This window comes from Microcoleus sp. Z1_B2 (genome assembly GCF_036700325.1).
GTDB lineage: Bacteria > Cyanobacteriota > Cyanobacteriia > Cyanobacteriales > Microcoleaceae > Microcoleus.
Genome location: NZ_JAUBOQ010000016.1, coordinates 15,144 through 38,886, shown reverse-complemented (window position 1 = coordinate 38,886; position 23,743 = coordinate 15,144). Strand labels below are relative to the sequence as shown.

Sequence of the window (23,743 nt, the reverse complement as noted above, 5' to 3'; positions counted from 1 at the left end):
ACGTCTAGGAATCTTATTCTGAGGCCACACGCAGTATTTAGACCACCGCAGCTTGAAGCTGGTGTCAATGCCACCCACCCACAGCTTTTGTCAAAAATCCCTCATAATTTCCTCAAAAATTCATCAAGTTTTTACCCACTTTTTGTCATTTTTACTGTAATTTATGATACCGATCGCCCAAGTTGCCCGAATCTCCACAACGGCAGAATTTTTAATACTTAATTTCTCTCCCTCGCTCTCCCTCGCTCTCCCTCGCTCTTCCTCGCTCTTCCTCTTTCCCTCGCCCCCTCTCCCTGTTTCACCCTAAAATTTGAAATTTTTGAGTGACGAATTATGGCACGATCGCAGCGCGTTTTGATACCATGCAATCAAGCGCAAGACAATCAGGGAATGCACTGGAGGTGTGTAAATGGAGCTTTTGGCAGAACAAAAACGGTGCTTGGATTGCTTGGTAAGCTCGATCGAGCAATTGGGAGGTCAAGTAGACATTCCCAAGCTGGAGCAGATAGCTGAGCTAATTATTCAAACGATGAGAGGGCCTTGGCGCTACTTTCACACGTCGGAACACATTTTTGAGGTCGGGGGGTCAGTCGATCCGATCGAGGTGCTGGCTGCCCTGTTTCACGACCTCGTGTACGTGCAAGTCGATCAGGGGGTTAGTTTCAATATTAGCAGCGCCCTTTGTCCTTTTGTCAAAGAAGTGCGATCGCAGTTAGTTATTAGAGATGAAACCGAACTGCCCGACGATGCCATGTATCACCTAGTGGCCTCAGTATTTGGGTTTATTCCCGGCAAGACTCTCTCTCCGTTTGGCGGCCAAAACGAATTTTTGAGTGCCGTTATTGCTGCCAAATCTTTGGAGCCTTTTTTGCCAGCTAGTACGATCGCCGAAATCGCCGCTTGCATCGAAGCTACTATCCCTTTTCGCCCCGTTTCGCCCAGCGGTTTGAGTGCGATCGAACTTTTGTACCAGCGTTTAGCAAGTGCAAATCGCGATTTTAACTTGGGATGGAGCGATGCCCAAACCTTAGAAATTGTCAAGCGTGCAGTCAGGTTAGCAAATAGAGATGTCGAGAATTTTGCATCTCCAAATTCCTCTAATTTCTTAGACAATACCTGGAATTTGATGCCAGAAACCAACCACGAATTGACCAATGTTAATTCCTATACTGTTGCCGGATATCGCAGGTCTCTGCAAAAAATGGAAGGATTTTTGAACTTCCTCAAACCCGAGCTGGTTTTCCAGCAGTTTATGCAAGAGCCGGACGATGCAACCTACGCTAACCTGATTGCCCGAACTCGCAAAAATATCGAAGTTGCTAAACTTTATCTGGGTATCAAGCTAATTACCATCGCCATTTTAGAAGCTCTTTCCTACCGCTTGGGGCGCGATATTCCGCTTTCTACTATGATGGGAGAATTGCGCGCACCCGGATTTAAGACCTCAGTTTTGGAGGATTACTTGCCCAACAAACAGATTGCCTACCCATTAGAAACTCAGTTGGAAAAAGAGGTTTTAAATTTGTTAGCAATAGGACGAAATCAAGAATCTCCCTATGATATTAAAAACTCTCCCGTAGCTACGTTTATTATCAAATCTATCGGTTTTGCTGAAACTGAAAACTTTTTGAAGAAAGCTCAAGAGTTTTTTGCCGGTCATATTTCCTCGGAAGAGTTTCTCTCTTACTGTTCTCCCGATGTCATCGAGACCATCTCCTCCGGGGTGATGAAACTATTTGACAGCAGAAAGACGGCTTTAGGGAAAGTTAAATTAGTTCACCAAACAGTTTCTTAGGATAGATTGGCAAAATCTTAAAACGTTTTCCATCGCAGAAACCTGGTTTTTTGAGTTCAGCCACAATGTGCGGTTAGTCTGAGATGTTGCATTATTCTCGCTTAACAGGCTTTCGAGCCTGTTCCACAACAAGTGCATTTTCTTGTGGGGAGTAGGGGTTGGGCAGGATATCCCGCCTATAGCAGGCTTATTGATAATGGTGCAAGATTTCACTTTAAACCCTAAAAAAAGTCCTCTTTAACTAATATGTTGCACCATTATCAATAAGCCTTTTATGAACAGGCTTTTCGGCCTGTTCCACAAGAAAATTTATATTTTGTGGAACAGGCCGAAAAGCCTGTTAAGCGAGAATGGTGCCAGATATCAGCTTTAAAGGACTTTAGCTATGAGTCTGGGGTTTGAACCCGTAGCGGACTAATTCGACATCAAACTTTTATTGTGGTGAACCAGTCGCACCCTCTGCGCCGGAGTTGCTATTAGGTACAGCCGTATCCGTAGGATTAGAATCGCTCTGGCTTTCCGTATTAGTTTGGCCACTGGTACCTGCTCCAGAAGCACCATCATCTTGAGTTGGAGATGGAGTAGCTGAACTCTCAGGTGCTGGAGTTGTTGGAGTGGAATCTGGCTCATTCTGCGGAGTCGGAACCGTAGTATTGGTATTATTTGACGGCGAAGATGGAGACGGCGCTGCTTCCTGAGCGGGTGCATCTTGCTGCTGTGAATTTGGAATTGTAATATTGATATTGGGAGCCGGACTTGCTTGAGGAGCCGGAGTTGCGTTTTGAGCTGGACTTGGTTGAGGATCAGGCGTAGGGTTTTGAGCTGGAGATGGTTGAACCGGAACCGGAACAATCTTTTGAATGATCGTTTTTTCTCTCTCTATAGTCCGAGTCGGAGCTGGTGTTGCTGAAGGCTGATTCGCTTTCGGTACAACAATCACAGGAGCAGAAGCCGGAGTAGGAGCCTCCTCACTCCGATTGAAGTAATATACACTGCCCAGAACTAAGCCTGCCAAAGAAGCAAGAAGAATTCCTAACAGTAACCCGCGACCAGCATTCTCATTATCGCGGACTTCTTGGACTCCAACTTGGCGGTGATTTTCCGCCATTTGACCCTGTACATAACCTTGGTGATGAGCTGCTTCTTTAGAAGCCTTCCCCGTTGTACTCGGAACACTTGTAGTGGTTCGCGTTGTACTGACGTGACCGTTAGTTGCATCGGTGTGAACTTCTTGATGAATTTCACGGCTAGAGCTATTTTCTTCGTTAGGTTTCATAATTATCTTCGCCACAACTATTCAAAAAATATTGTCTGTAGGAGATGCCCTGGTTTGAAAACTTGAGCTAAGCTGTTGAGCATTTAAATCACTTATTTCGATTTACCGTCAAGATTCAGGTGTAAGCGTTGGGTGTTTGGCTCATGAGTTTAATTGCTTAACAGCTTTTAGCTTAGGGAGTTTAGAGAACTTTTGGTTTTTCCTTCATTTGTATCCAATGTAACTCGTTAAGGTATTAACCAGGCTCTACCCTCAGAGTGATTCCCAAGTCCCCAAAGGCATAGAATTAGCCGTACTTCAACAAAGAATATCGGCTAAATGAGTGATTTATAATGCTTGCGGTGCAAGCATATAGCAATCCTTGCAGGAGTCGTGATTTTTTACGACTCCTGCAAGGATTGCTATAGTAGTTGTAGGTTGGGTTGAGGAACGAAACCCAACTTGTTACTTTCACAGAGAGTTGGGTTTTGCTTAGCTCAACGCAACCTAGGAATAAGTACATAAATGACCGATCGCACTAAAGACAATTACCCACCGATTTGAGACATGGTGCGACTGTAATTTCCTTGAGTAGTTCCCGAATCCCGCTGTTTGAAATTAATTTCCGGTTTCATCTCTAATATGTGCCGCACTCGATCGCGCAATTCAACCGTAGACACCCCATTCCGCAAAGCAGTTTTCAAGTCAATTTGCCCGGTTTCGTTCAGCAGACAAGGCCGCAGCCACCCGTCAGCAGACAAACGCATCCGGTTGCAGCGATCGCAAAAACACTCGGACATTTGGCTGATAAATCCTAAAGTGCCCTTCGCCCCCGGAATTTGAAACACATCCGCCGGCCCATTTCCGCGAACACCCGACTCCGCTAACCCGTATTTGTCGCTAATTCGTTGCCGCAATTCGGCTGAGGCTACCCAACCCTTATCGCCAAATAAATCCCCATTGCCGATCGGCATAAACTCAATAAAACGAACGTGCCAATTCCGGTTAATAGTTAACGCCGCTAAATCCAATATTTCGCCGTCATTCACACCGGGAATTACCACAACATTCAGTTTCAGCGGGTCAAATCCTGCGTGATAAGCCGCTTGAATTCCCTCCCAAACCTGCGTCCATCGCGATCGTCCCCGACTGCCAATTATCTTATCAAAAGTCTCCGGTTCCAGCGAATCCAAACTAATATTAATCCGGCGCAAACCAGCATCGTAGAGATTTTGGGCCATTCCCGCCAGCAAAAAGCCATTAGTTGTCATTGACAAATCTCGCGTTTCCGGCAAAGATGCGATCGACCTTACCAAATCCACCACCCCAGGGCGCAGCAGCGGTTCCCCACCCGTCAACCGAAACTTGGTAAATCCCACGGGTATAAAAACTTCCCGCAGCAGAGTTAGCAATTCCGAGTGAGTTAACAACTGCTGCTGCAATACATAGTCCAACTCACTACCTTCCGGCATACAGTAGAGACAGCGGAAGTTGCAGCGGTCTATCAAGCTAATCCGAAGGTAGTCTACGGTATCCATGTCAATAGTTTGTAATATTATTTAATTATAAATGCTGACTCGATTTTCTGCAATTATTGATAGAAAGCAAAAAACCTGCATAGATTTCTCTCTCTTCTCTTACTCTGCGCTCTCTGCGCCCTCTGCGGTTAATAAAAAAAAATCTCATTCACAAATTTGTATATTTATGTTCTTTGAATTTGAAGCCGATTTTGTAGAAGCCCTGCGGTGCATCCCGATGCAAGTACGTCTCAAGTTAGATACTTGTGGCATTAAATTAAAGTTGCAGGATTGGAATCATTTTAACCAAGCAGAACGTCAAATGCTTGTAGAGAAACCTTGCTTGACAGAAGCAGAAATTATCGATTACCGAGAACAGCTAAACCAAGTATTAATTCAACAGACAGGCAAACCGGGAACAGATTTGACCGTTGATGAAAATCCCCCGTGGATGGATGCTGCAACTGTACCGGAGTCTGTTTCTGCAAAAGCGCAAGAGTTCGGCGTCACAATAACTTTGGCACAGTGGGCGAGTTTGCAGCCGCTACAGCGATTTGCTTTGATTAAGCTTAGTCGATCGAGCCACGAGAATAAAAACTTTCTCCCCGCTGTTCGAGAGTTTCAACTTATTGAATAAGTATATGGTAAAAAGTTTGTAGCCAGCACGAGCAATCGCTCAATGTAGGTTGTTGGTTGGCAGCGATTTCTTTACCATATCGCCTCATTTTCAGCGAGAATATAACTTTTAAGTAGCATTTACTTTCAAGACACCATGTCTAACAATCCTCAGTTTTTTGATCCACTGCCCTACTGGGCTTTCAACAATCCATCAGCAGGAAGTGCCATCAGCCCATTTAGCCCAGTTAGGTTCACTTACTTTCATTTAGAAGACTTTGAAGACGGCGCTTTAAATACACCGGGTGTTACTGTTTCTGAGTTTGCCACAACAAATATCACAATAGGGTTCAGCGACTCGGTGGACGGCGATGACGGAGTTATTGATGGTCAGGGCAGAGGAAACAGCAGCAGCTTATTCTCGAATTTGAGGACTAGCAGCTTTACCTTCAACTTTTCTGCTAATGCACTTGGGGGTCAATTACCAACCCATGCTGGAATTGTCTGGACGGATATTGGCAGGAATGGTGGCGGCACACCCCTGTCTGGCGACCTGCTAAATAACACGTTATTTGAGGCGTTTGGGCCATCGGGAGAATCTCTGGGGGTTATCGGTCCCTTTTCGCTGGGTGATGAGAGTATTTCGCGTACAACCTCAGAAGATAGATTCTTTGGAGTCGTCAATCAAAACGGGATCTCATCAATTCGATTGTCGATGCCCGGTAAAAATAACTGGGAAGTCGATCATCTTCAATATGGTTTCACACCTGGAACCATTTCTCCTTCCCCCTTGGGCCCCAATGACCTCTTCTTCAACCTCTCCACCAATGCCGATAACTTTACCATCGATCCAGCTCTAGTCGGCAATCTATTGGTTCAAGGTTTAGATGGTAACGACTTGATCCAAGGGTCGCCATCGGTCGATCGGGTAAATGGCAATGCCGGCAACGATACTATACTAGGAGGCGACGGCAACGATACGCTCTGGGGCGGTCGCGATAACGATCGCATCGATGGCAACGCCGGCAATGACACGATCGCTGGAAACCTCGGAAATGATACGCTCTCTGGCGGTGCGGGTGACGACCTCCTACGTGGCGGACAAAACAACGATGTGCTCAATGGAGGAGAGGGTAACGACCAATTGGTAGGTGACTTAGGTAGAGATATTCTGACAGGTGAAGCTGGAAACGATCTGTTTGTACTGCGGGTGAATGCAGCCGCCTCCAATGTATCTGAAGCCGATGTTATTGCGGATTTTACGGCGGGTCAAGATGCGATCGCCCTCACCAACGGACTTGCATTTGCAGGAATTGCCTTAGATGCTTCGGGTAGCAATACAGCGATTCGGATTGTTGCTACCGGACAAATTTTAGGGGTTGTTACCGGAGTCCAACCTGCTGCTCTAAGCGCAGCCAATTTTACCACGTTGAATGGGGACTTTTAACTGTTATCAGTTATAGCAATCCTCAAGCTGAATGCGGTGAAGTAGTTTTCTGAAGACGACTGCAAGAAGACTAAAAATTATAGGATTTCAGTCGGTTTTTAACCGACTTGTGCTATGAGACAGGGAATTAATTCCCTGTCGGTCTTCTGGACAATCCGACAGCCCGACAATCCGACAATCCGACAGCCCGACAGTCCGACAGTCCGACAGCGGGTTGCAAACCCCTGTCTCATAGTGAAAGTCGTCGGTCGCCGACTCAAAATGATGATGCGTTCAGTCGGTTCTGCCTCGTAACGCAGATAGGCGAGAAGAGCCTCCAATTTACCCTTCGCCACGCGAGGCAGAGCAAGAGTGACATCGGTTCCCAGGCTCTTCCTAGAAACCAGTAAAGTAAAAAATATGATTAATTTTATTTTAAGTATTGTTACCGCAGCGTGGTATTATTTTTCTGAGTTTGCAAAGCACTCGCCTGCTACCTGCATTAGTTTCTGAGCTTCGTGAACACGCAAAACACACCCACCGAACCCACACCAGCAACCGAGGATATTCCTCAAGCTGGCACAGTCTCAACAGTCTCGACAGTCTCGTCCGAGACAACGAATCCCATGCAAGACTTTTATCGCCTCCAACAAGAGTTGTTGGCGTACACCCTTGCGTTTACGGCGATTATTTTTATCTCCGTTTGGATTTTTTACTCGCTCAATATTGCCCTGAATTATTTGCTTGGGGCGAGCACAGGTGTGGTTTACTTAAAGATGTTGGCTAGAGACGTTGAACGAATCGGCAGCCAAAATCAACGCATCAGCAAGACAAGGCTCGGTGTGTTTTTAGCGGTGATGATAGTAGGAACACAGTGGAATCAGCTACAGATTTTACCGATATTTTTGGGATTTCTGACTTACAAAGCTGCGCTGATGGTTTACGTGATCCGAAGTGCATTAGCACTAGACTACAGGTAAGTCAGGCAATTCGAGCAAAACTCAACTCATCGATTTGTATGGGGAAGCCCGTTGAATGGCAATGCTTGACGTTCTAAACACCTTTAATCGTTTCCCCCTCGCCGAATTGGAAGTTGGCCAGCAGTTGTACTGGCAACTGGGCAATCTGAAAGTGCACGGGCAGGTTTTTCTAACCTCGTGGTTTGTAATTGCTGTTTTAGTCGTAGTTTCGATTTTAGGAACCAGCAAAATCCAGCGAATTCCCAGCGGAATGCAAAATTTTATGGAGTATGCGCTGGAATTTATTCGGGACTTGGCTAAAAACCAAATTGGGGAAAAAGAATATCGCCCTTGGGTACCGTTTATTGGTACATTATTTCTGTTCATCTTTGTGTCAAACTGGTCTGGCGCTCTAATTCCTTGGAAGCTGATTAAGCTGCCATCAGGGGAATTGGGAGCTCCTACCGCTGACATCAACACGACGGTAGCATTTGCACTGCTGACTTCTCTAGCATATTTTTATGCAGGTCTCAGCAAAAGCGGCTTGGGGTATTTCGCCCACTATGTTGAACCGGTGCCTTTTATGTTGCCGTTCAAAATCATAGAAGATTTCACTAAGCCTCTGTCCCTGAGTTTCCGTTTGTTTGGCAACATTCTTGCGGACGAATTGGTGGTCGGAGTGCTAGTGTTGCTAGTGCCTTTATTTGTTCCTCTGCCAGTGATGGTTTTGGGACTATTTACGAGTGCAATTCAAGCTTTGATTTTTGCTACCTTAGCCGCCGCCTACATTGGTGAAGCTCTAGAAGGCGGTCACGGCGAAGAACACCACGATTAACTAACGATAAACGGCGAAGCATGAGGGAGGAAAAAATAAATTTCTGAACTTAAACTTTCGGCCGTAAAATCGGACAATTCTCTAGACTTTCTGTTCTCAATTTTGTACTTTAGATAAGGAAAATCATCATGAACCCAACAGTTGCTGCCGCTTCCGTAATTGCCGCCGCTTTGGCAGTAGGTTTAGCTGCAATCGGCCCTGGCATCGGTCAAGGTAATGCAGCAGGTCAGGCTGTAGAAGGTATTGCCCGTCAGCCGGAAGCAGAAGGTAAAATTCGCGGCACCTTGCTGTTGAGTTTGGCGTTCATGGAAGCGCTCACAATTTACGGTTTGGTCGTAGCCCTAGTGCTGCTGTTTGCCAACCCCTTCGCATAATAATTGGAAATTTTAGATTTGAGGTTTTGGCGATTCTAATCCAAAATCTCAAGTCTAAAATCGATTAAGCGAATTAGATGGAAGCCGTCAAAAAATCATGATGCACTGGACAGTATTACTAGCAGTTGAAGAAGCGGCTAAGGAAGGGGGACTGTTTGATATAGATGCTACGCTGCCTCTGATGGCGGTGCAGTTTTTAATTCTAGTCGCAGTCTTGAATGTAATTTTTTACAAGCCGCTCAGCAAGTCAATTGACGATCGCGCCGATTACATTCGCAACACTCAAGTCTCCGCCAAAGAACGCTTGGCAAAAGCTCAGCAACTAGCGCAGCAGTACGAGCAAAAACTGGGAGAAACTCGCAAACAGTCTCAATCAGTAATTGCTGCTGCTCAAGCTGATGCCCAAAAAATTGGGGCAGCAAAAGTAGCTGAGGCTCAACAAGAAGCTCAAGTCGCGCGAGAAAAAGCTGGGCAAGAAATAGAGCAGCAAAAGCAAGAAGCAATGCGCTCACTAGAACAACAAGTAGACGCGCTCAGCGGCCAAATTCTCGAAAAGCTATTAGGGCAGTCGTTGGCCAAATAGCGAGACCGAAGAGTTTTAGATTTTTGATGGAATCTCAAATCTAAAATCGCTTCACCCAATCTGCACGCGCAATTATGGAAGAGTATCATGGGGACTGTTTTATTGCTAGCCACAGAAGCTAGCGGCGAAGGTGGTTTCGGTTTAAATTTCGATATTTTAGAAACCAACCTGATTAACCTGGTCATTATTATTGCAGTGCTGTTTTATTTCGGGCGCGGATTTGTAGGTAAAATCCTGACAGAGAGGCGTTCGGCTATCCAAGAGGCGATTCAAGATGCAGAAAAACGCCAAAAAGATGCAGCAGCAGCTCTAGCAGAGCAACAGCAAAAACTGACTCAAGCGCAAGCAGAAGCCGAACGAATTCGTGCCGCTGCTGAAGAAACTGCCAAGAAAGCAAAAGAAGCAATTCTAGCTCAGGCAGCGCAAGACGTTGAACGAATGAGAGCAACAGCAGGTCAAGAGTTGGAAGCGGAGCGGGAAAGAGCGATCGCCCAACTGCGATCGGCTGTTGTATCTCTGGCATTAGCAAAGGTGGAAAGCCAGCTAAAAACTAGCTTAGACGACAGCGCTCAACACCAATTAATCGATCGCAGCATTGCGTTACTGGGAGGCTAAAACGTGAGTACAGTCAGCACAGAAGTCTTACAGCCTTACGCATCTGCCTTGATGTCACTGGCTCAGTCCAACAATCTCTCAGAGAAGTTCGGCGAAGATATTCGTTCCTTGCTGAGCCTGCTAGAAGGTTCGGAAGATTTGCGTCAATTTTTAGCCAATCCGCTGATAAAACCGGATGCTAAAAAAGCCGTAATTGGGCAAATAGCGGGTGAAGAAATGAGCCCCTTGATGCACAGCTTTCTGAAGCTATTAGTAGACAAAGGAAGAATTCTTTTTTTAGAAGGGATTGGCAAACAATACTTGGCAAGGCTCCGAGAACTAAACCAAACAGTATTGGCTGAAGTTACATCGGCAGTCCCGCTTTCAGACGCTCAACAGCAGACTGTTCGCGAGAAAGTGCAGGCGATGACCAGCGCTAGAAGCGTAGAAATTGAAACCAAAATAGACGCAGATTTAATCGGCGGTGTGGTAATCAAAGTAGGCTCTCAAGTAATTGATGCCAGCCTGCGGGGACAATTGCGCCGTCTAGGAATTCGCTTGAATTCCTGAGAGTTAATAGCTGATGACTATTAGCTAATTTAATTAGCAGTTAACGGTTGGTAGTTTTGAACAACTGATAACTGACAACTGACAACAAACAACTGACAAAAAACAACTGACATGGCAGCAATCAGACCTGACGAAATTAGCAGCATTATTCGCCAGCAAATTGAACAGTACGACCAAGACGTAAAAGTCTCTAACGTCGGTACTGTTCTGCAAGTAGGCGACGGCATTGCTCGGATTTATGGCTTGGATAAAGCTATGTCTGGGGAATTGCTAGAATTTGCCGACGGCACCGTGGGCATTGCACTGAACCTCGAACAAGATAACGTGGGTGCAGTGTTGATGGGCCAAGGCCTCGGCATTCAAGAAGGTTCGGCAGTTACTGCTACTGGCAGAATTGCTGAAGTCCCCGTGGGTGAAGCAATGTTGGGACGGGTAGTTGATGCTTTGGCCCGTCCGATTGACGGCAAAGGAGAAATTAAAACTACTGAATCTCGCTTGATTGAATCTCCGGCACCGGGGATTGTTTCTCGCCGTTCTGTTTACGAACCCATGCAAACAGGAATTACCGCTATTGATGCGATGATTCCGGTGGGAAGAGGACAGCGGGAACTGATTATCGGTGACAGACAAACCGGTAAAACTGCGATCGCGATCGACACAATCATCAACCAAAAATCGGAAAACGTGATCTGCGTTTACGTGGCGATCGGTCAAAAAGCTTCTACAGTAGCTAACATCGTCAACGTCCTGCAAGAAAAGGGCGCGATGGACTACACGATCGTAGTAGCAGCCAACGCTAGCGACCCCGCAACCCTGCAATACTTGGCTCCCTACACAGGTGCTAGCTTAGCCGAGTATTTCATGTACAAAGGCAAGCACACTTTGGTCATTTACGATGACCTTTCCAAACAAGCACAAGCTTACCGCCAAATGTCCTTGTTGCTGCGCCGTCCTCCCGGTCGCGAAGCTTATCCCGGAGACGTGTTTTACCTGCACTCTCGCTTGCTAGAACGCGCTGCTAAATTGAGCGACGATTTGGGCGAAGGCAGCATGACTGCTTTGCCAATTATCGAAACCCAAGCTGGTGACGTTTCTGCTTACATTCCGACGAACGTAATTTCGATTACAGACGGTCAAATCTTCCTTTCTTCTGACTTGTTTAACGCTGGTTTGCGTCCTGCAGTAAACCCCGGTATTTCGGTATCGCGGGTAGGTTCGGCGGCTCAAACTAAGGCTATGAAAAAAGTAGCCGGTAAGGTGAAATTGGAATTGGCACAGTTTGAAGAACTGGCAGCATTTTCTCAGTTTGCTTCTGACTTGGATAAAGCTACTCAAAATCAATTGTCGCGCGGTCAGCGCTTGCGGGAACTGTTGAAACAGCCCCAAAGTTCGCCTCTGCCGATGAACGAACAAGTTGCTGTAATCTATGCCGGTATTAACGGCTATATGGATGACATTCCTGTGGAAAAAGTCAGCAAGTTTACTGTTGGTTTGCGCGACTATTTGCGGACTAGCAAGCCGAAGTACGGCGAAATTGTTCAAGGCGGAAAGGCCTTGACTGATGAAGCTGAGAAGCTGCTGAAAGAAGGCATCACTGAATACAAGCAAAGTTTCTTGGTTTCTGCGTAATTAGTCTTTAGTCATCAGTGATTAGCGGGTGAAATTGTTAGGGACACGGCTCTTGGAGTGTCCCTAGATTAAGGACACGGCATTGCCCATTGGTGTCAACAAACACGTTAAACCCGCAGTCCGACAGGGGTTAAAACCCCTGTCTCAAAGCAAAAGTCCTCTGAAGAGGACTGAAGAAATTATTAGTCCTCTTCAGAGGACTTTCGCTATTAGACAGGGACTTCAGTCCCTGGCGGGCTTTCGGCTTAAGTTGACACGAATGGGCAGTGCCGTGTCCCTACGGTGGGTTAAAAAATGCCGTTTCTCGATCGCGCACAAGCTTAAAAATTGATGACTAGGAACTAAGAACTCAGAATAAAAGCTAAGAAAAAAGGAGAAAATTATGGCAAATCTGAAAACTATTCGCGATCGCATTAAGTCGGTCAAGAACACTAAAAAGATTACAGAAGCAATGCGCTTGGTGGCCGCTGCAAAGGTGCGCCGCGCTCAAGAACAGGTGACTGCTACTCGACCTTTTGCCGATCGACTGGCAGAGGTATTATACGGTTTGGCGGAACGCTTGCAGTTTGAAAACCTGGATTTGCCGCTGCTGAAAAAACGCGAAGTGCGATCGGTGGGACTGTTGGTAGTTTCGGGCGATCGGGGTTTGTGCGGCGGCTACAACAGCAACATCATCAGATACGCCGAAAATCGCGCTAAGGAAATCAAAGCTGAAGGCTTAGACTACAAATACGTGTTGGTAGGACGCAAAGCTACTCAGTATTTCCAGCGCCGCGAACAGCCGATCGATGCTACTTACGCTAACTTAGAACAAATTCCCACAGCACCGGAAGCGGCACAAATTGCTGACGAATTGCTTTCTTTGTTCCTGTCGGGAACTGTGGACAGAGTTGAGCTAATTTACACCAAGTTTGTGTCATTAATTAGTTCGCGTCCGGTAATTCAAACTTTGCTGCCCCTCGACCCCCAAGGTTTGGAAACTCCCGATGATGAAATCTTCCGCTTGACATCGCAAGGCGGACAGTTTCAAGTATCGCGCGAGAAGGTTGCTTCACCTACGAAGAGTTTGCCCAGGGACATGATTTTCGAGCAAGATCCGGCGCAAATTCTGGAGGCTCTTTTGCCCTTGTATTTGAACAACCAATTGCTGCGGGCTTTGCAAGAGTCTGCTGCTAGCGAGTTGGCTGCGCGGATGACGGCGATGAACAATGCTAGTGAGAATGCTAGCGATTTGATCGGTAGTTTGACGCTGACTTATAACAAGGCGCGGCAAGCGGCAATTACTCAGGAAATCCTGGAAGTTTGCGGCGGTGCTGAGGCTTTGAATGGTTAGGTTAGGGTTGACAATTTGTTGATTTTATGGTATGCGTCTGAGGAAACTCAGGCGCTTTTTTTAAGATAATTCGGCGGTTGAAACCGCTTTTACACAAACGAAGTCCTTCTCTAAGAGACTAAGAAGGGTATTTAAGCCAGATTTGTTATTAGACTATCTTCCCGCGTTCCTCTAACCACCGCTGAAATGACTTCTGACTTTCTCCAGAGGGTTTACCGAGAATGATATTTTTGATGCTAATGTCTTCGTCAATATCAGACCAGTGGATTCCCTCATTTCCACCAATAAATCGCCAATTATTGCGTTCGTTTGGTGTGCTGTGCAATAGCCGAGGATACCAAGCTAAAGGAACAGAAATAGTACGACCATCGGATAGATCGACTGTTAGCGCGTCGTCTGTAAGGACTACGTTTTGTGCTTGGGGAATTTCTAGTAACTCAACCATTAAAGAAGTCATTCCAACCTGCTAATAACTGCTGTTGATGTTCTTCAACAAGTTTCTGAATGCCATTGATTTCTGTACGATTGAAGCCTTTATTATTTTGAAGGCGAACTGGACTAAGCCAAAACTTAGCTTCTTCTCGATCGCGCTCAACGTGAACGTGCGGTGGTTCATCCCGATCGCCCGCATAGCAGAAGAAACGGTATGGGCCGACTCGGAGTAACGTAGGCATTCAGACTTATCGATCGCAAAATTACTTCTCTATTTTAACCGATGCACGAGCTTTCATCTCTGATATAGTCGAAGTATTGAACGCGATTGTGCGATCGTCTTTAAAAAAATGGCAAAAAAAATCTGGATTGTCTACAAAACCGAAAGCATGAGTGCTCCGGGCTGGGAAGAACGTCAGCTTATGCCGAGGGGCGGTCTCACTAATATACTTTGGGAAAATTGGACTTGGGAAGAAAACCCAGAAATTCCTCAAGTAGGGGACAAAACCCGCGATTATGAAAACCTATCTGACCCCGGTAATGGAGTCACCCACGGGAAAGATGGAGATTGGGTAGTTACTCGCGTTCAGCAGTTTTCTGCTTCCGATACTGAGGAGCGAATTGTGGTGTGTTACTGTTCTTACCAACCTGTTACATCGGATTGGGAAGCACTACAACGGGGTGAGTCTGTCAATCAGATGCTAGCAACTGTCGAACAATATTGAGTGGATAATTAGTTCGTAAAAGCGATCGACTATTCCTGCACAATCTCATACAAATCTTCGATCGACAAATCAAAAGTCCTCGCTTTCCTTGTGCAAGGCCGTCACGTCAACTGTTGCTAATCCGGGCGATCGGGCATAGGTTCTGAGGGTACTGTAGACTACGCCCGATCGCTCAGAAACCTCTTTGATCGTCGGGCCTTTCTCAGCAGCCAACTCTCGAACCCGCAATCTAATTAAACCCATCGACAGAACACTAGATTTAGTCTGGGATAAAATTTTATCCTAAAAAGCGATCGCTCACTCTTGCACAATTTCCACCAAGTCTTCAATCATTACATCAAAAGTGCGAGCCAATTTGTGTATAGAAATAAAGTCAATGGTTGACACTCCCGGACAGCGGGCGTAGTGTCTGACGGTGCTGTAAATTACTCCCGATCGTTCTGAAACTTCTTTCAGCGTCCAGCCTTTCTCGCTAGCTAGTTCTCGGACTTTTAACCTGACTAAACCCATACTTGACAAATGATGGTGTACCATCATCGGATAGTTTTATCCCAAAAAGCGATCGACTACTCTTTGACGACCTCAACCAAGTCTTCCACCATCACGTCAAAAGTACGTGCCAACTTGAGCAGACAAGTAAAATCAACCATTGCCATTCCTGGAGAACGTGAATAGGTGCTGAGGGTGCTGTAGTTGACTCCCGATCGGTCAGAAACCTCTTTGATCGTCCAGCCTTTCTCACCAGCAAATTCTTTAACCCGCAATCTAATTAAACCCATTGACAGACCACTAGATTTAGTTTGGGATAATTTTATCGTAAAAAGCGATCGGCTAATCTTGGACAATCTCATACAAATCTTCGACCATCACGTCAAAAGTCCTCGCCAACTTGTCCAAGGCTGTCACGTCAATTGTTGCTAATCCGGGCGATCGGGCATAGGTTCTGAGCGTACTGTAGACTACCCCCGATCGCTCTGAAACCTCTTTGATCGTCCAGCCTTTCTCAGCAGCAAACTCTCGAACCCGTAATCTAATTAAGCCCATAAGCTCTTGACAGATGATTGATATAGGTCATACAATTATAATGTAAAAAGCGATCGCCCCTAGGCCTGGAAAACTCAAGGACGATCGCCTATCCAAATTCAATCCCTTTACAAAAGTTTGCACTCTTTACAAAGGATTTGCTTAACATCATGTTAACAAAATTTTCGCGAAAATCAACCCCCAGACACAGATTGAGCCGGTTTGTGACGAAAGAGGCGATCGCGCGGCTGCTCAAAATCAAGGTAGAACAAATATATCGCTTCGAGTGCTGGGCGCATATCCTGTACGTGCACGCTAAAGGGATGAGTCGGTTTGTGAGTTATGCCGACTTTCCGCCTGTTTTGGGAGTGGAATCGCCCTCTGGTTTAGATTTTGGTTATTGGAAGCGGCGGATAGCGAGTCAGAAACAGAGACACGCGCCGGATTTTTGGGTGGATTTCTATGCGGATAGATTTCATAAAGCTGTTTCTGTTTCTGAATTGTTCGAGTGGGGAAATTTGGTGGGGGTGATTAAATTGATGTTAAGTCGAATAGCCCTGGAGTCGCTGCGAAAAGTTTACGCCCAAGAGAAATCTCTGCTGGAACATTTCTAAATGCTGTGTTTTTTTATAACTGGACTTACGAACTCGTGACCTAAAAAGTAGTGCTACAAGATTGTACCCCATATCCGTAGGGAAACGGCAATGCCGTGTCCGGTGCCGGGAGCTACGACTTTTAAGAATTGGCATAAGTTCAGGGCAAGAAACCAAAGTGATGATACCATGCAGCATCATTCCAGTCTAAGAGTCAATAATATCTTCCTCTCCTATTCCCACACTCGGCAAACTGCTGACAATTTGCACAGTTTCCAAACTGACTGCGATGACTTGGCCAATTAACCGGACAATGTATTGTTCGTCATCCAAGCGATTCGGGTCATTAACAATTCCACTCCGTTTATCAGTTTTGAATTGATACTGGTCTATTACCCAATCTAACGCAGAACGGTTCCCCAGACGGTACTCAAATGCTGAAGAGGGAATGCCGCTTAAGGTGAGAAAATCGTTGTAAATCAGTTGAGTTTTATCTTTACTCAATCTCATCTTTTCTACCCGCCAATTTAACGGCACGTCAGTATTTTCTATCCACTTAAGCGGATATTCGGGTTGCTGTTCGTAATTGACGTGAATTTCTGCTAAACGTTTGCCCGCATTAGCGAAAGAATGAAAATCGGGAGTGTAGGGAATATGGGGCAATTCCCGTTTCAAATTGGCCGCGTAGCGAGTGCAATAGGTGGGATGGTGCAAAACAGCATAGACGTAATAGAAAATATCCCATTTGGTAATCCTGTCGTCTTCGTAGTGGCTGCGGAATTCTGTTAGCGCCCAGTCTGTGATATTTTCGCGGCGGTTTGTGCCGTCTTCATCGTAGATGTAGAATGGGAAACATTGTCCGGGACGCCCCCCTACTCCCACATCAGACATACAATCAGTCATCTGTACTAGAAAGGGAATTTGGGAGTGATTTGTCACGGCAATTACTCGATTCTCTTTCTCAGTATCTGGTACAGGAAATATATAGGGAAATTGACCGCGACGATGAGTTAAAACTTCATCAAAATACAAAAATTGCAAACTGAAAGGGCGATAAAGTGCAAGCCGGATTTTTTCAGGATTAAAATCGGTTTTGACATTGGCTGCAAGGCATTCTTTTAGACGGCTACTCCACTTGATTTGAGTATCCTCATATTCCACAAAGTTATCAATAGTATCCCCCGGTTTTCTTAGATGATGCCAGCGATAAACTTGGTGATTATAATTGTCTATAAATAATCTAATATTTTCCACTAAATCATCTTTTGTAAAATTATATGCCCAGGTATCGCGATTGGTTTGGACTCCATTACTATATAACGTAAAAATGACTCTTTCATCCATTTTCTTAGAAGCTTTAGCTTCTTTACCACCAATCGGTATCAACGTCTCAAAATCATCCTGCAACCCTTCAGTTAGCCAATTATTTTTTTTATCGGGGGTGATTTCTTGCCATTCTAGCTTTTCAATTGTTCCTGCTTTTTCCAGCAACTCAAACTTTTCTTTCCTAGTTGCTTTCCAATCCACCTCATTATAAAAGATTTTACAGCCTTCAGTTTGTTTCCTTTTGACAAAAAATGTTACAGATATACCCACCATTGCTCCCAAACCAAATATGGTATGTTTTTCTCCGATGGCTATGCCTTCACGCATTGAGTCTTTTCTGACATTACCTTTTAAGTCTAAAACATAAATGCTATTAAAATCTTTCGCTAAATTTTTTCTCATTCCATCAAAAGCAATATCATTGACAAAGCTGTTATTAGTTACAAGAGCTAAAATCCCCTCATCACCAATTCTATCCGATGCCCAGCGAATCGCTTTCACATAAGGATCTGACAGTGCATTTTTATTAGTTGCTTTCGAGTCTTTAGAATAAGTTTCGGCAACGCGGCGGTCTATTTCTTCATACTTGCGATTTTTATTGTTATCATTTTCACTAATTTGAAAAGCATTGTAAGGTGGATTGCCAACAACAACAAAAATCGGCGAACTTCTCTGCCTCTCTACCCTAGCTGTATTTGCCGCCGTAAACAAAGAAAGTTGCTGTACTTTTTGGTCAGAAAAAGTATCAACTAAACAAATACCTTCAAATGGTTGATAAGTCCCCGTTGCCTCAAAATACTCATGTTCGATATTCATCGAAGCAATGTAATAAGGCAGTAACATCAATTCATTGCAGTGCAATTCGTCAGCATATTTCTGCGGTAGTGCCGTTTTCCGAATCTCCCGCATTACCCGCATCATAAAATTCCCCGTCCCCACAAAAGGATCTAGGATATGCACTCCTTTATCGCTTAAGGATTTGCCAAACTCTTTTTGCAAGATATCCTCAACACTTTTGACCATGAAATTCACAATCGGTTGAGGAGTGTAAACGATGCCGTGAGTGTCCGCAACCTTGATGGCAAATCCTTGGAAAAACTTCTCGTAAATGGTGTTTAGAAAGTGCTGTTTTTCGCTAAATTCATCAATTGTAGCGGCGGTTTCTTCTAAGGCACGGTAAAAATAGTCAACTTCTCCGAGGAAATGGTCGCGGCTGAAAGATTTAGAAGTTAAAGCATTAATAACTTTTTCGATTTCAACAGCGATGATATTGCGGTTGGTAAAATCTTGGTTGTCAAAAATGCGGCGAAAAATGCGTTCCGTGAGGATGTGCTGAATTAGCATTTCCTCGACAGCAGCTTCGGAGAGATTGGGGTTAATTGATTGGCGGCAGACGGCGGTAAAGTCATTAAATGCTTCAATAAATCTTTTGTTAGTTTTGCGTTGTCCGTCAATCAAACTAATCATTTTTCCGGCTAAATCTTTGACTCTGCTGCCAAATTCAGCGGCGGCGACTTCCCACTGGGCGATAGCGGGAGTTCGGTATTCAAAAAATAGCTTCAGCGTATCGACTAGGGATTGCGGTTTTGTGATATCTTCATCACAGAGTTGCTTGCCGCCTTGCCAAATAATTGCCCGTTCCGGTGCTTGAAAAATAATGTTATCTTTGGGATAGCCAACAGCAAATTTTTGTTTAACTTCGCGTTCCAGCTTGTCATGGGTGTCTTTTGCTTCCCAGATACCGTGTCTGAGACTGTCGGCGCGCACTAATTCCCCATCAACTCTGATCCGCTTATTGTTGCCGATTTTCATCTCTTTTTCCGGCACCAGCGTCCACCCAAATTGCTGACAGCAAGACTTTAGCAAATCGGCAAAAGCATCCTTTACTGCTAATTCGTGAGATATCCCCAATTTCGCAAATTGTCCCAGGGCATTGTAATATGCTTTAACAGGTTGGTGGGTTGGCTTGAGGTTGAGATTTGGCATGGGGGATGGGCGATCGCAAATTGCTGATTTAATTTTAAGCGATATTGTAACTTTTTTACCGTCAAACAAAACAAAATAAAAGTACACGCGGGGTAGCTATCCCGTAGGGAATTGCCCGCACCTATCGCCCCCAACAATTCCCACGGCATCAGCGATAATAGTATTAGCGAACTATTTAAAATCGAGGAAACACCTATGCGAGCGACTGCCGCCCTACAGGATAATCTTACCATAGAAGAGTTCATCACCGAGCCACCCGACAACATGGAATTGGTAGACGGCCAACTTGTGGAGAAAAATGGCATGACACTAAAGACGGGTAAAATTCAGTTAAGCCTGGGGGATGCTTGGAAAAATTACAAAGATTCAAGCGGCCAAGGGGGAGAGGCTTATGTCGAGGTTCCTTGCCGTACCAACCGACAAATTCGCCGTCCCGATGTCGCCTATCTCACACCCGAATTAGTTGCACAATTTGGCAATCTTGCCACTTTACCCCAAAGTTTCCCTTTAATTGCCGAAATAGTTTCACCCACCGATATCGCTGAAGATGTCTTTCTCAAAGCACAGGAATATTTAGAATCTAGCTGTCAGGAAGTTTGGCTAGTTTTTCCCGAAAGTCGTTTAATATTCGTGATGACTCAAAATCAAATATTGACATTTCGAGCCGGCGATACCGCCAGCACCCAACAAATCCTGATCGGTTTTAGCATCGATGTCGATGGATTGCTAGGTTAAACTAAATTATGAAATCCGAAACTCAGTAGGTTGGGTTGAGTTTACGAAACCCAACAATTTCTGGGATTTGTTGGGCGGAGCATTTAGCGGAGGGTTCGCTGTCGCGGTTCCTGAGCGGAGTCGAAGGGCTACGCAACCTACTACTACAATATTCTTAGGTTGATGACCAAGAAATGGAGTCAAACAAAATGACAACTATCCAATCAATAACAACTGCAATAACATCTCTTTATGAACGGGATTTTTATCTTTGGTTACAGACAACAATCAACTTATTGAAAGAGGGAAAGTTTTCTGAAATAGATTTAGAGAACTTACTAGAGGAACTGGAAAGTATGGGAAAAAGCGATAAGAATGCTTTAAAAAGTAATTTAAGGGTACTTTTAATGCACTTACTTAAGTATAAATATCAGCCAGAAAAACGAACAAATAGTTGGGTGTACACCATTCGTGAACATCGTCAACGCATCCGAGATACCTTCAAAACCAGTCCAAGTTTATATCGTTTTTTTGAAGAAATTTTTAATGAATCTTATCAAGATGCTAGGGAATTAGCCGCAGATGAAACAGGTTTATCTATTCAGATATTTCCCCCAGAGTCTCCATTTACTGAAGAAGAAGTTCTTAATCCTGATTTTTTACCGCCTGACAGCGAGCAGCCTGAAAATCCTGAAAATATTGAATAATTGAATCAGATATCCTTTCCACTGGTTCTGAAATCAAATTGCTACAATATATTTAATACTCCCCCAGTCCGCCTTTGCGGACTTCGTTTGTAGAGCATCGGAATTCTATTCGGTGGTATTGAATTAATATCCCACCATTATCGGAGCAAACCGCCATGTCAGACGACTTTTCCTTAGACGAGCTTTTAAATAGAAGTTATTACGCCTTCAAAGACGCAGAAGACCAAGTGGGACAGTGCAATGTTTTAGTCATCGGCAAAACTGGCGTCGGCAAAAGTACCCTAATAAATTCCGTTTTTCGCCAACGCTTAGCAGAAACCGGAGTCGGCCGCCCCATAACTCAAGGCATTCGCCAATATACAAAACCGAATTGCCCCATTACAGTCTACGATACTCCCGGACTCGAACTTAACGCCGAACAAATTAAAGTTATTCAATTAAACGTTGCTAAACTGATTGAAGACCAAAGACTCCTGCACCCAAAAGAACACATTCACGTCATCTGGTACTGCATCAATCACAGCGCCAATAGAATAGAATCTGTGGAGGAAAGCTGGCTAAAAGAAATGGAAGTCAAAGATGTACCAGTTCTTTTAGTGCTGACTCAGACCACATCTAAAAAGCCGAGCGAGTTTTTCAAGCAACTGGAACACATGAATTTGCCAGTCAGTCAAATCATCCCCGTCATGGCTGAACCGGAAGAAATTGATGAGGATTATACAGTAAAATCTCACGGTTTAGATAAGTTGGTAGATGCAACTTTTCAACTGCTGCCGGAAGTAGCTAAAAAAGCTTTTGTTAAAGAACAAATTGCAAATATTGCGCTCAAATCCGATATGGCATTTAAGTATCTAAGTGCTTATGTTGCAGGTTCTGCAATTGTCGGTGCGACTCCTGTACCCTTTGCTGATGCGCCGATTTTGATGACGATGCAAACGGCCATGATTGCTAATATTACTGTGATTTTTGGAATGCCCTTTGATAAGGGGTTTATTTCGGCGATGCTGTCTGCTATTAGCGGCGCTGGTGGGGTGACTGCTGTTGGCAGAAGTATTGTTACTAATTTGATTAAAATGATTCCTGGTGCGGGTACAGTTGTCGGCGGTGCTATCTCTGGTGCAACGGCGGCAACTCTCACGCTTGCCCTCGGTTTGGCTTACATTGAAGTGCTTAAAGCTTATATGAAAGCTCAAGTTAATGGGGAACAACTTTCTTTGCAGCAGTTGACAAAGATGTTTGTGGATTTGTATAAGGATTATGCTAGTTCTGGGCGTAAAACTTTGAAGGATGACAAACCGAATCAACCTAAACCACCCAATCAAATTAATATTGAGTAAATTGGGCATGGGGCATGGGGCATGGGGCATAGGGCATAGGGCATGGGTTATTTTGTTACTCCAACTGAGATATTGCACCATTCTCAATAAGCCTTTTATGAACAGGCTTTCCTGCCTGTTCCACAAAGATATTGATTTTCTTGTGGAACAGGCCGGAAAGCCTGTTGCTGAAAATGGTGCAATATCTCAGTTCCAATTACCAATTACCAATTACCAATTACCAATTACCAATTACCAATTACCAATTACCAATTACCAATTACCAAAGATTGCTATAATTTAGTGAATTCTGCAAAAGGGAGTAAATGGCTATGGTAATGACAGCCGTTTTATCAGACAATGTTTCTCTAGAAGACTTTATAGCCAGTCCCACCGACGATATGGAATGGGTGGACGGGCAAATCGCGGAGAAAAATGGCATGACAGTAAAACACAGTCGAATCCAATCTAGACTAGATCGTGCTTGGGGAAATTACAAAGATTCTAGCGGACAATGCGGCGAAGTCTATACAGAAGTTCCTTGTCGTACTGACAGGCGAGTGCGCCGCCCTGATGTAGCTTATCTGACTGCTGAACTTGTTGCTGAATATGGCGATGTTCCTACTTTGCCTCAAAGCCCGCTGTTAATTGCTGAAATAGTTTCTCCTACTGATATTGCGGAAGAGATTTTTCTTAAAGCACAAGAGTATTTAGATTCGGGTTGTCTGGAAGTTTGGATAGTTTTTCCAGAAAGTCGCTGGATATTGATAATGACTCAAACTCAAAAGTTAACTTTTAACCTGGGTTCTACCGTCAGCACTCAGCTAGTGCTGCCGGGTTTTAGTCTTGCGGTTGATGAGTTGTTGGCTTGAAGGCAAAAAATTAATTAGGTATAAGTGCTTTGTGGCACAGTTCCGCCGTGAGGTTTGTAATAATTTGTGAAAAAGTCATTGACAAAATGCCACTCACTCGCCCGGCCAATTAATAAAAAAAATTATCAATAAAAAATGCAGTTGTAAAATTGCACAAAAGCACCAACAGCGGTAAAATACTGATTGCTTTGTTTCCAAATCTAGCGTAAATTCCAATTGGGGAATTAAAACCAATAATTGATATATGTCTAAGACTTACACTGTTGAATTGATCCACCAAGGCTCTACCTATACCGTAGAAGTACCCGAAGATAAACAAATTCTCCGCGCCGCCAACGCCGCTGGCATTGAGTTGCCGAGTTCTTGCAATGCGGGGGTTTGTACTACTTGCGCTGCTAAAATTATTGAGGGTCAAGTTGATCAAGTTGATGGCATGGGCGTTAGTCCCGAACTTCAGGCAGAAGGTTATGTGTTGCTGTGTGTTGCTTATCCCCGATCGAACTTGAAGATAGAAACAGAAAAAGAAGACATTGTTTACGATCGCCAATTCGGTAAATCCTAGCA

General features: G+C 44.6%; 29 protein-coding genes. 19 read left to right on the top strand and 10 right to left on the bottom strand.

Annotated elements, in window-relative coordinates; genetic code table 11:
* The first annotated feature begins 409 nt into the window (after positions 1-409).
* Positions 410-1,795, top strand: coding sequence for a hypothetical protein (locus QT984_RS11670; RefSeq protein WP_333054522.1), 1,386 nt, complete (start codon positions 410-412; stop codon positions 1,793-1,795).
* A 433-nt stretch (positions 1,796-2,228) separates the two neighbouring features.
* On the opposite strand, the gene QT984_RS11665 is transcribed toward QT984_RS11670, so the two are convergent.
* Positions 2,229-3,071 (bottom strand): hypothetical protein, encoded by an 843-nt coding sequence (locus tag QT984_RS11665; RefSeq protein ID WP_333054524.1) that lies wholly within the window; start codon positions 3,069-3,071, stop codon positions 2,229-2,231.
* A 527-nt stretch (positions 3,072-3,598) separates the two neighbouring features.
* Positions 3,599-4,588, bottom strand: coding sequence for a GTP 3',8-cyclase MoaA (gene moaA / locus QT984_RS11660; protein ID WP_333054525.1), 990 nt, complete (start codon positions 4,586-4,588; stop codon positions 3,599-3,601).
* A gap of 166 nt (positions 4,589-4,754) precedes the next feature.
* On the opposite strand from moaA, the gene QT984_RS11655 reads away from it, so the two are divergent.
* Both QT984_RS11655 and QT984_RS11650 read left to right on the top strand, forming a co-directional pair.
* Positions 4,755-5,204, top strand: coding sequence for a nitrate reductase associated protein (locus tag QT984_RS11655; protein WP_333210182.1), 450 nt, complete (start codon positions 4,755-4,757; stop codon positions 5,202-5,204).
* A gap of 135 nt (positions 5,205-5,339) precedes the next feature.
* Positions 5,340-6,629: a hypothetical protein gene (locus QT984_RS11650; protein ID WP_333054527.1), complete on the top strand. Its 1,290-nt coding sequence runs from the start codon at positions 5,340-5,342 to the stop codon at positions 6,627-6,629.
* Between the two features lie 98 nt (positions 6,630-6,727).
* On the opposite strand, the gene QT984_RS11645 is transcribed toward QT984_RS11650, so the two are convergent.
* Positions 6,728-6,964: a hypothetical protein gene (locus tag QT984_RS11645; protein ID WP_333210178.1), complete on the bottom strand. Its 237-nt coding sequence runs from the start codon at positions 6,962-6,964 to the stop codon at positions 6,728-6,730.
* Between the two features lie 162 nt (positions 6,965-7,126).
* Between QT984_RS11645 and QT984_RS11640 the strand changes: the two genes are divergently transcribed.
* The 8 genes from QT984_RS11640 (at position 7,127) to QT984_RS11605 (ending at position 13,485) form a co-directional block, all read left to right on the top strand.
* Positions 7,127-7,588 (top strand): ATP synthase subunit I, encoded by a 462-nt coding sequence (locus tag QT984_RS11640; RefSeq protein ID WP_333054529.1) that lies wholly within the window; start codon positions 7,127-7,129, stop codon positions 7,586-7,588.
* A 55-nt stretch (positions 7,589-7,643) separates the two neighbouring features.
* Complete coding sequence (gene atpB, locus QT984_RS11635) at positions 7,644-8,402, top strand: F0F1 ATP synthase subunit A (RefSeq protein ID WP_006631104.1); 759 nt, start codon at positions 7,644-7,646, stop codon at positions 8,400-8,402.
* A 128-nt stretch (positions 8,403-8,530) separates the two neighbouring features.
* Positions 8,531-8,776 (top strand): ATP synthase F0 subunit C, encoded by a 246-nt coding sequence (atpE, locus tag QT984_RS11630; protein WP_006631105.1) that lies wholly within the window; start codon positions 8,531-8,533, stop codon positions 8,774-8,776.
* Between the two features lie 97 nt (positions 8,777-8,873).
* Positions 8,874-9,359, top strand: coding sequence for a F0F1 ATP synthase subunit B' (locus tag QT984_RS11625; protein ID WP_333054530.1), 486 nt, complete (start codon positions 8,874-8,876; stop codon positions 9,357-9,359).
* An 87-nt stretch (positions 9,360-9,446) separates the two neighbouring features.
* Complete coding sequence (locus QT984_RS11620) at positions 9,447-9,974, top strand: F0F1 ATP synthase subunit B (protein ID WP_333054531.1); 528 nt, start codon at positions 9,447-9,449, stop codon at positions 9,972-9,974.
* A gap of 3 nt (positions 9,975-9,977) precedes the next feature.
* Positions 9,978-10,523, top strand: a complete 546-nt coding sequence (gene atpH / locus QT984_RS11615; RefSeq protein ID WP_333233762.1) for an ATP synthase F1 subunit delta — start codon at positions 9,978-9,980, stop codon at positions 10,521-10,523.
* 111 nt (positions 10,524-10,634) lie between these two features.
* Positions 10,635-12,152 carry a F0F1 ATP synthase subunit alpha gene (atpA, locus tag QT984_RS11610; RefSeq protein WP_333037344.1) on the top strand — a complete coding sequence of 506 codons (1,518 nt, stop codon included), beginning with the start codon at positions 10,635-10,637 and terminating at the stop codon, positions 12,150-12,152.
* Between the two features lie 382 nt (positions 12,153-12,534).
* On the top strand, positions 12,535-13,485 hold the full coding sequence (locus QT984_RS11605; RefSeq protein WP_006631110.1) for a F0F1 ATP synthase subunit gamma: 951 nt from the start codon (positions 12,535-12,537) through the stop codon (positions 13,483-13,485).
* 148 nt (positions 13,486-13,633) lie between these two features.
* Here QT984_RS11605 and QT984_RS11600 read toward each other — a convergent pair whose 3' ends face one another.
* Both QT984_RS11600 and QT984_RS11595 read right to left on the bottom strand, forming a co-directional pair.
* Complete coding sequence (locus QT984_RS11600) at positions 13,634-13,942, bottom strand: DUF2442 domain-containing protein (RefSeq protein WP_333054533.1); 309 nt, start codon at positions 13,940-13,942, stop codon at positions 13,634-13,636.
* Complete coding sequence (locus tag QT984_RS11595) at positions 13,923-14,159, bottom strand: DUF4160 domain-containing protein (RefSeq protein WP_333054534.1); 237 nt, start codon at positions 14,157-14,159, stop codon at positions 13,923-13,925. The genes QT984_RS11600 and QT984_RS11595 overlap by 20 nt, the downstream gene beginning before the upstream one ends.
* A 108-nt stretch (positions 14,160-14,267) precedes the next feature.
* Between QT984_RS11595 and QT984_RS11590 the strand changes: the two genes are divergently transcribed.
* Entirely contained in the window at positions 14,268-14,642 is a 375-nt protein-coding gene (locus tag QT984_RS11590) for a hypothetical protein (RefSeq protein WP_333054535.1), read from the top strand.
* Positions 14,643-14,711: 69 nt separating this feature from the next.
* On the opposite strand, the gene QT984_RS11585 is transcribed toward QT984_RS11590, so the two are convergent.
* The 4 genes from QT984_RS11585 to QT984_RS11570 are packed head-to-tail and all read right to left on the bottom strand — an operon-like array spanning position 14,712 to position 15,686.
* Positions 14,712-14,885, bottom strand: coding sequence for a helix-turn-helix domain-containing protein (locus tag QT984_RS11585; protein ID WP_445243019.1), 174 nt, complete (start codon positions 14,883-14,885; stop codon positions 14,712-14,714).
* Between the two features lie 54 nt (positions 14,886-14,939).
* Positions 14,940-15,152 (bottom strand): helix-turn-helix domain-containing protein, encoded by a 213-nt coding sequence (locus tag QT984_RS11580; RefSeq protein ID WP_190735550.1) that lies wholly within the window; start codon positions 15,150-15,152, stop codon positions 14,940-14,942.
* 56 nt (positions 15,153-15,208) lie between these two features.
* Positions 15,209-15,421 (bottom strand): helix-turn-helix transcriptional regulator, encoded by a 213-nt coding sequence (locus QT984_RS11575; protein ID WP_333054536.1) that lies wholly within the window; start codon positions 15,419-15,421, stop codon positions 15,209-15,211.
* A 52-nt stretch (positions 15,422-15,473) separates the two neighbouring features.
* Positions 15,474-15,686, bottom strand: coding sequence for a helix-turn-helix transcriptional regulator (locus QT984_RS11570; RefSeq protein WP_333054537.1), 213 nt, complete (start codon positions 15,684-15,686; stop codon positions 15,474-15,476).
* A 149-nt stretch (positions 15,687-15,835) separates the two neighbouring features.
* On the opposite strand from QT984_RS11570, the gene QT984_RS11565 reads away from it, so the two are divergent.
* On the top strand, positions 15,836-16,279 hold the full coding sequence (locus QT984_RS11565) for a hypothetical protein (RefSeq protein WP_333054538.1): 444 nt from the start codon (positions 15,836-15,838) through the stop codon (positions 16,277-16,279).
* 186 nt (positions 16,280-16,465) lie between these two features.
* Here the strand turns inward: QT984_RS11565 and QT984_RS11560 are convergent, their stop codons facing one another.
* Positions 16,466-19,657 carry a type ISP restriction/modification enzyme gene (locus tag QT984_RS11560; RefSeq protein ID WP_333054539.1) on the bottom strand — a complete coding sequence of 1,064 codons (3,192 nt, stop codon included), beginning with the start codon at positions 19,655-19,657 and terminating at the stop codon, positions 16,466-16,468.
* A 108-nt stretch (positions 19,658-19,765) separates the two neighbouring features.
* Between QT984_RS11560 and QT984_RS11555 the strand changes: the two genes are divergently transcribed.
* The 6 genes from QT984_RS11555 to QT984_RS11530 all read left to right on the top strand — a co-directional run bounded on the left by QT984_RS11555 (position 19,766) and on the right by QT984_RS11530 (position 23,741).
* Positions 19,766-20,305 (top strand): Uma2 family endonuclease, encoded by a 540-nt coding sequence (locus QT984_RS11555; RefSeq protein WP_333374045.1) that lies wholly within the window; start codon positions 19,766-19,768, stop codon positions 20,303-20,305.
* Positions 20,306-20,493: 188 nt separating this feature from the next.
* Positions 20,494-20,991, top strand: a complete 498-nt coding sequence (locus QT984_RS11550; protein WP_333054540.1) for a DUF29 domain-containing protein — start codon at positions 20,494-20,496, stop codon at positions 20,989-20,991.
* A gap of 155 nt (positions 20,992-21,146) precedes the next feature.
* A complete protein-coding gene (locus tag QT984_RS11545; RefSeq protein WP_333374043.1) occupies positions 21,147-22,328 on the top strand; it encodes a GTPase in 1,182 nt (393 codons plus the stop codon).
* Positions 22,321-22,611 carry a hypothetical protein gene (locus tag QT984_RS11540; RefSeq protein ID WP_333054542.1) on the top strand — a complete coding sequence of 97 codons (291 nt, stop codon included), beginning with the start codon at positions 22,321-22,323 and terminating at the stop codon, positions 22,609-22,611. Before QT984_RS11545 ends, QT984_RS11540 begins: the two co-directional genes overlap by 8 nt.
* A 22-nt stretch (positions 22,612-22,633) precedes the next feature.
* The gene (locus QT984_RS11535) at positions 22,634-23,179 is read left to right on the top strand and encodes a Uma2 family endonuclease (RefSeq protein WP_333298245.1); all 546 of its coding nucleotides are present in this window, start codon (positions 22,634-22,636) and stop codon (positions 23,177-23,179) included.
* Positions 23,180-23,423: 244 nt separating this feature from the next.
* Positions 23,424-23,741, top strand: a complete 318-nt coding sequence (locus QT984_RS11530; RefSeq protein WP_333054544.1) for a 2Fe-2S iron-sulfur cluster-binding protein — start codon at positions 23,424-23,426, stop codon at positions 23,739-23,741.
* Positions 23,742-23,743 lie beyond the last annotated feature (2 nt).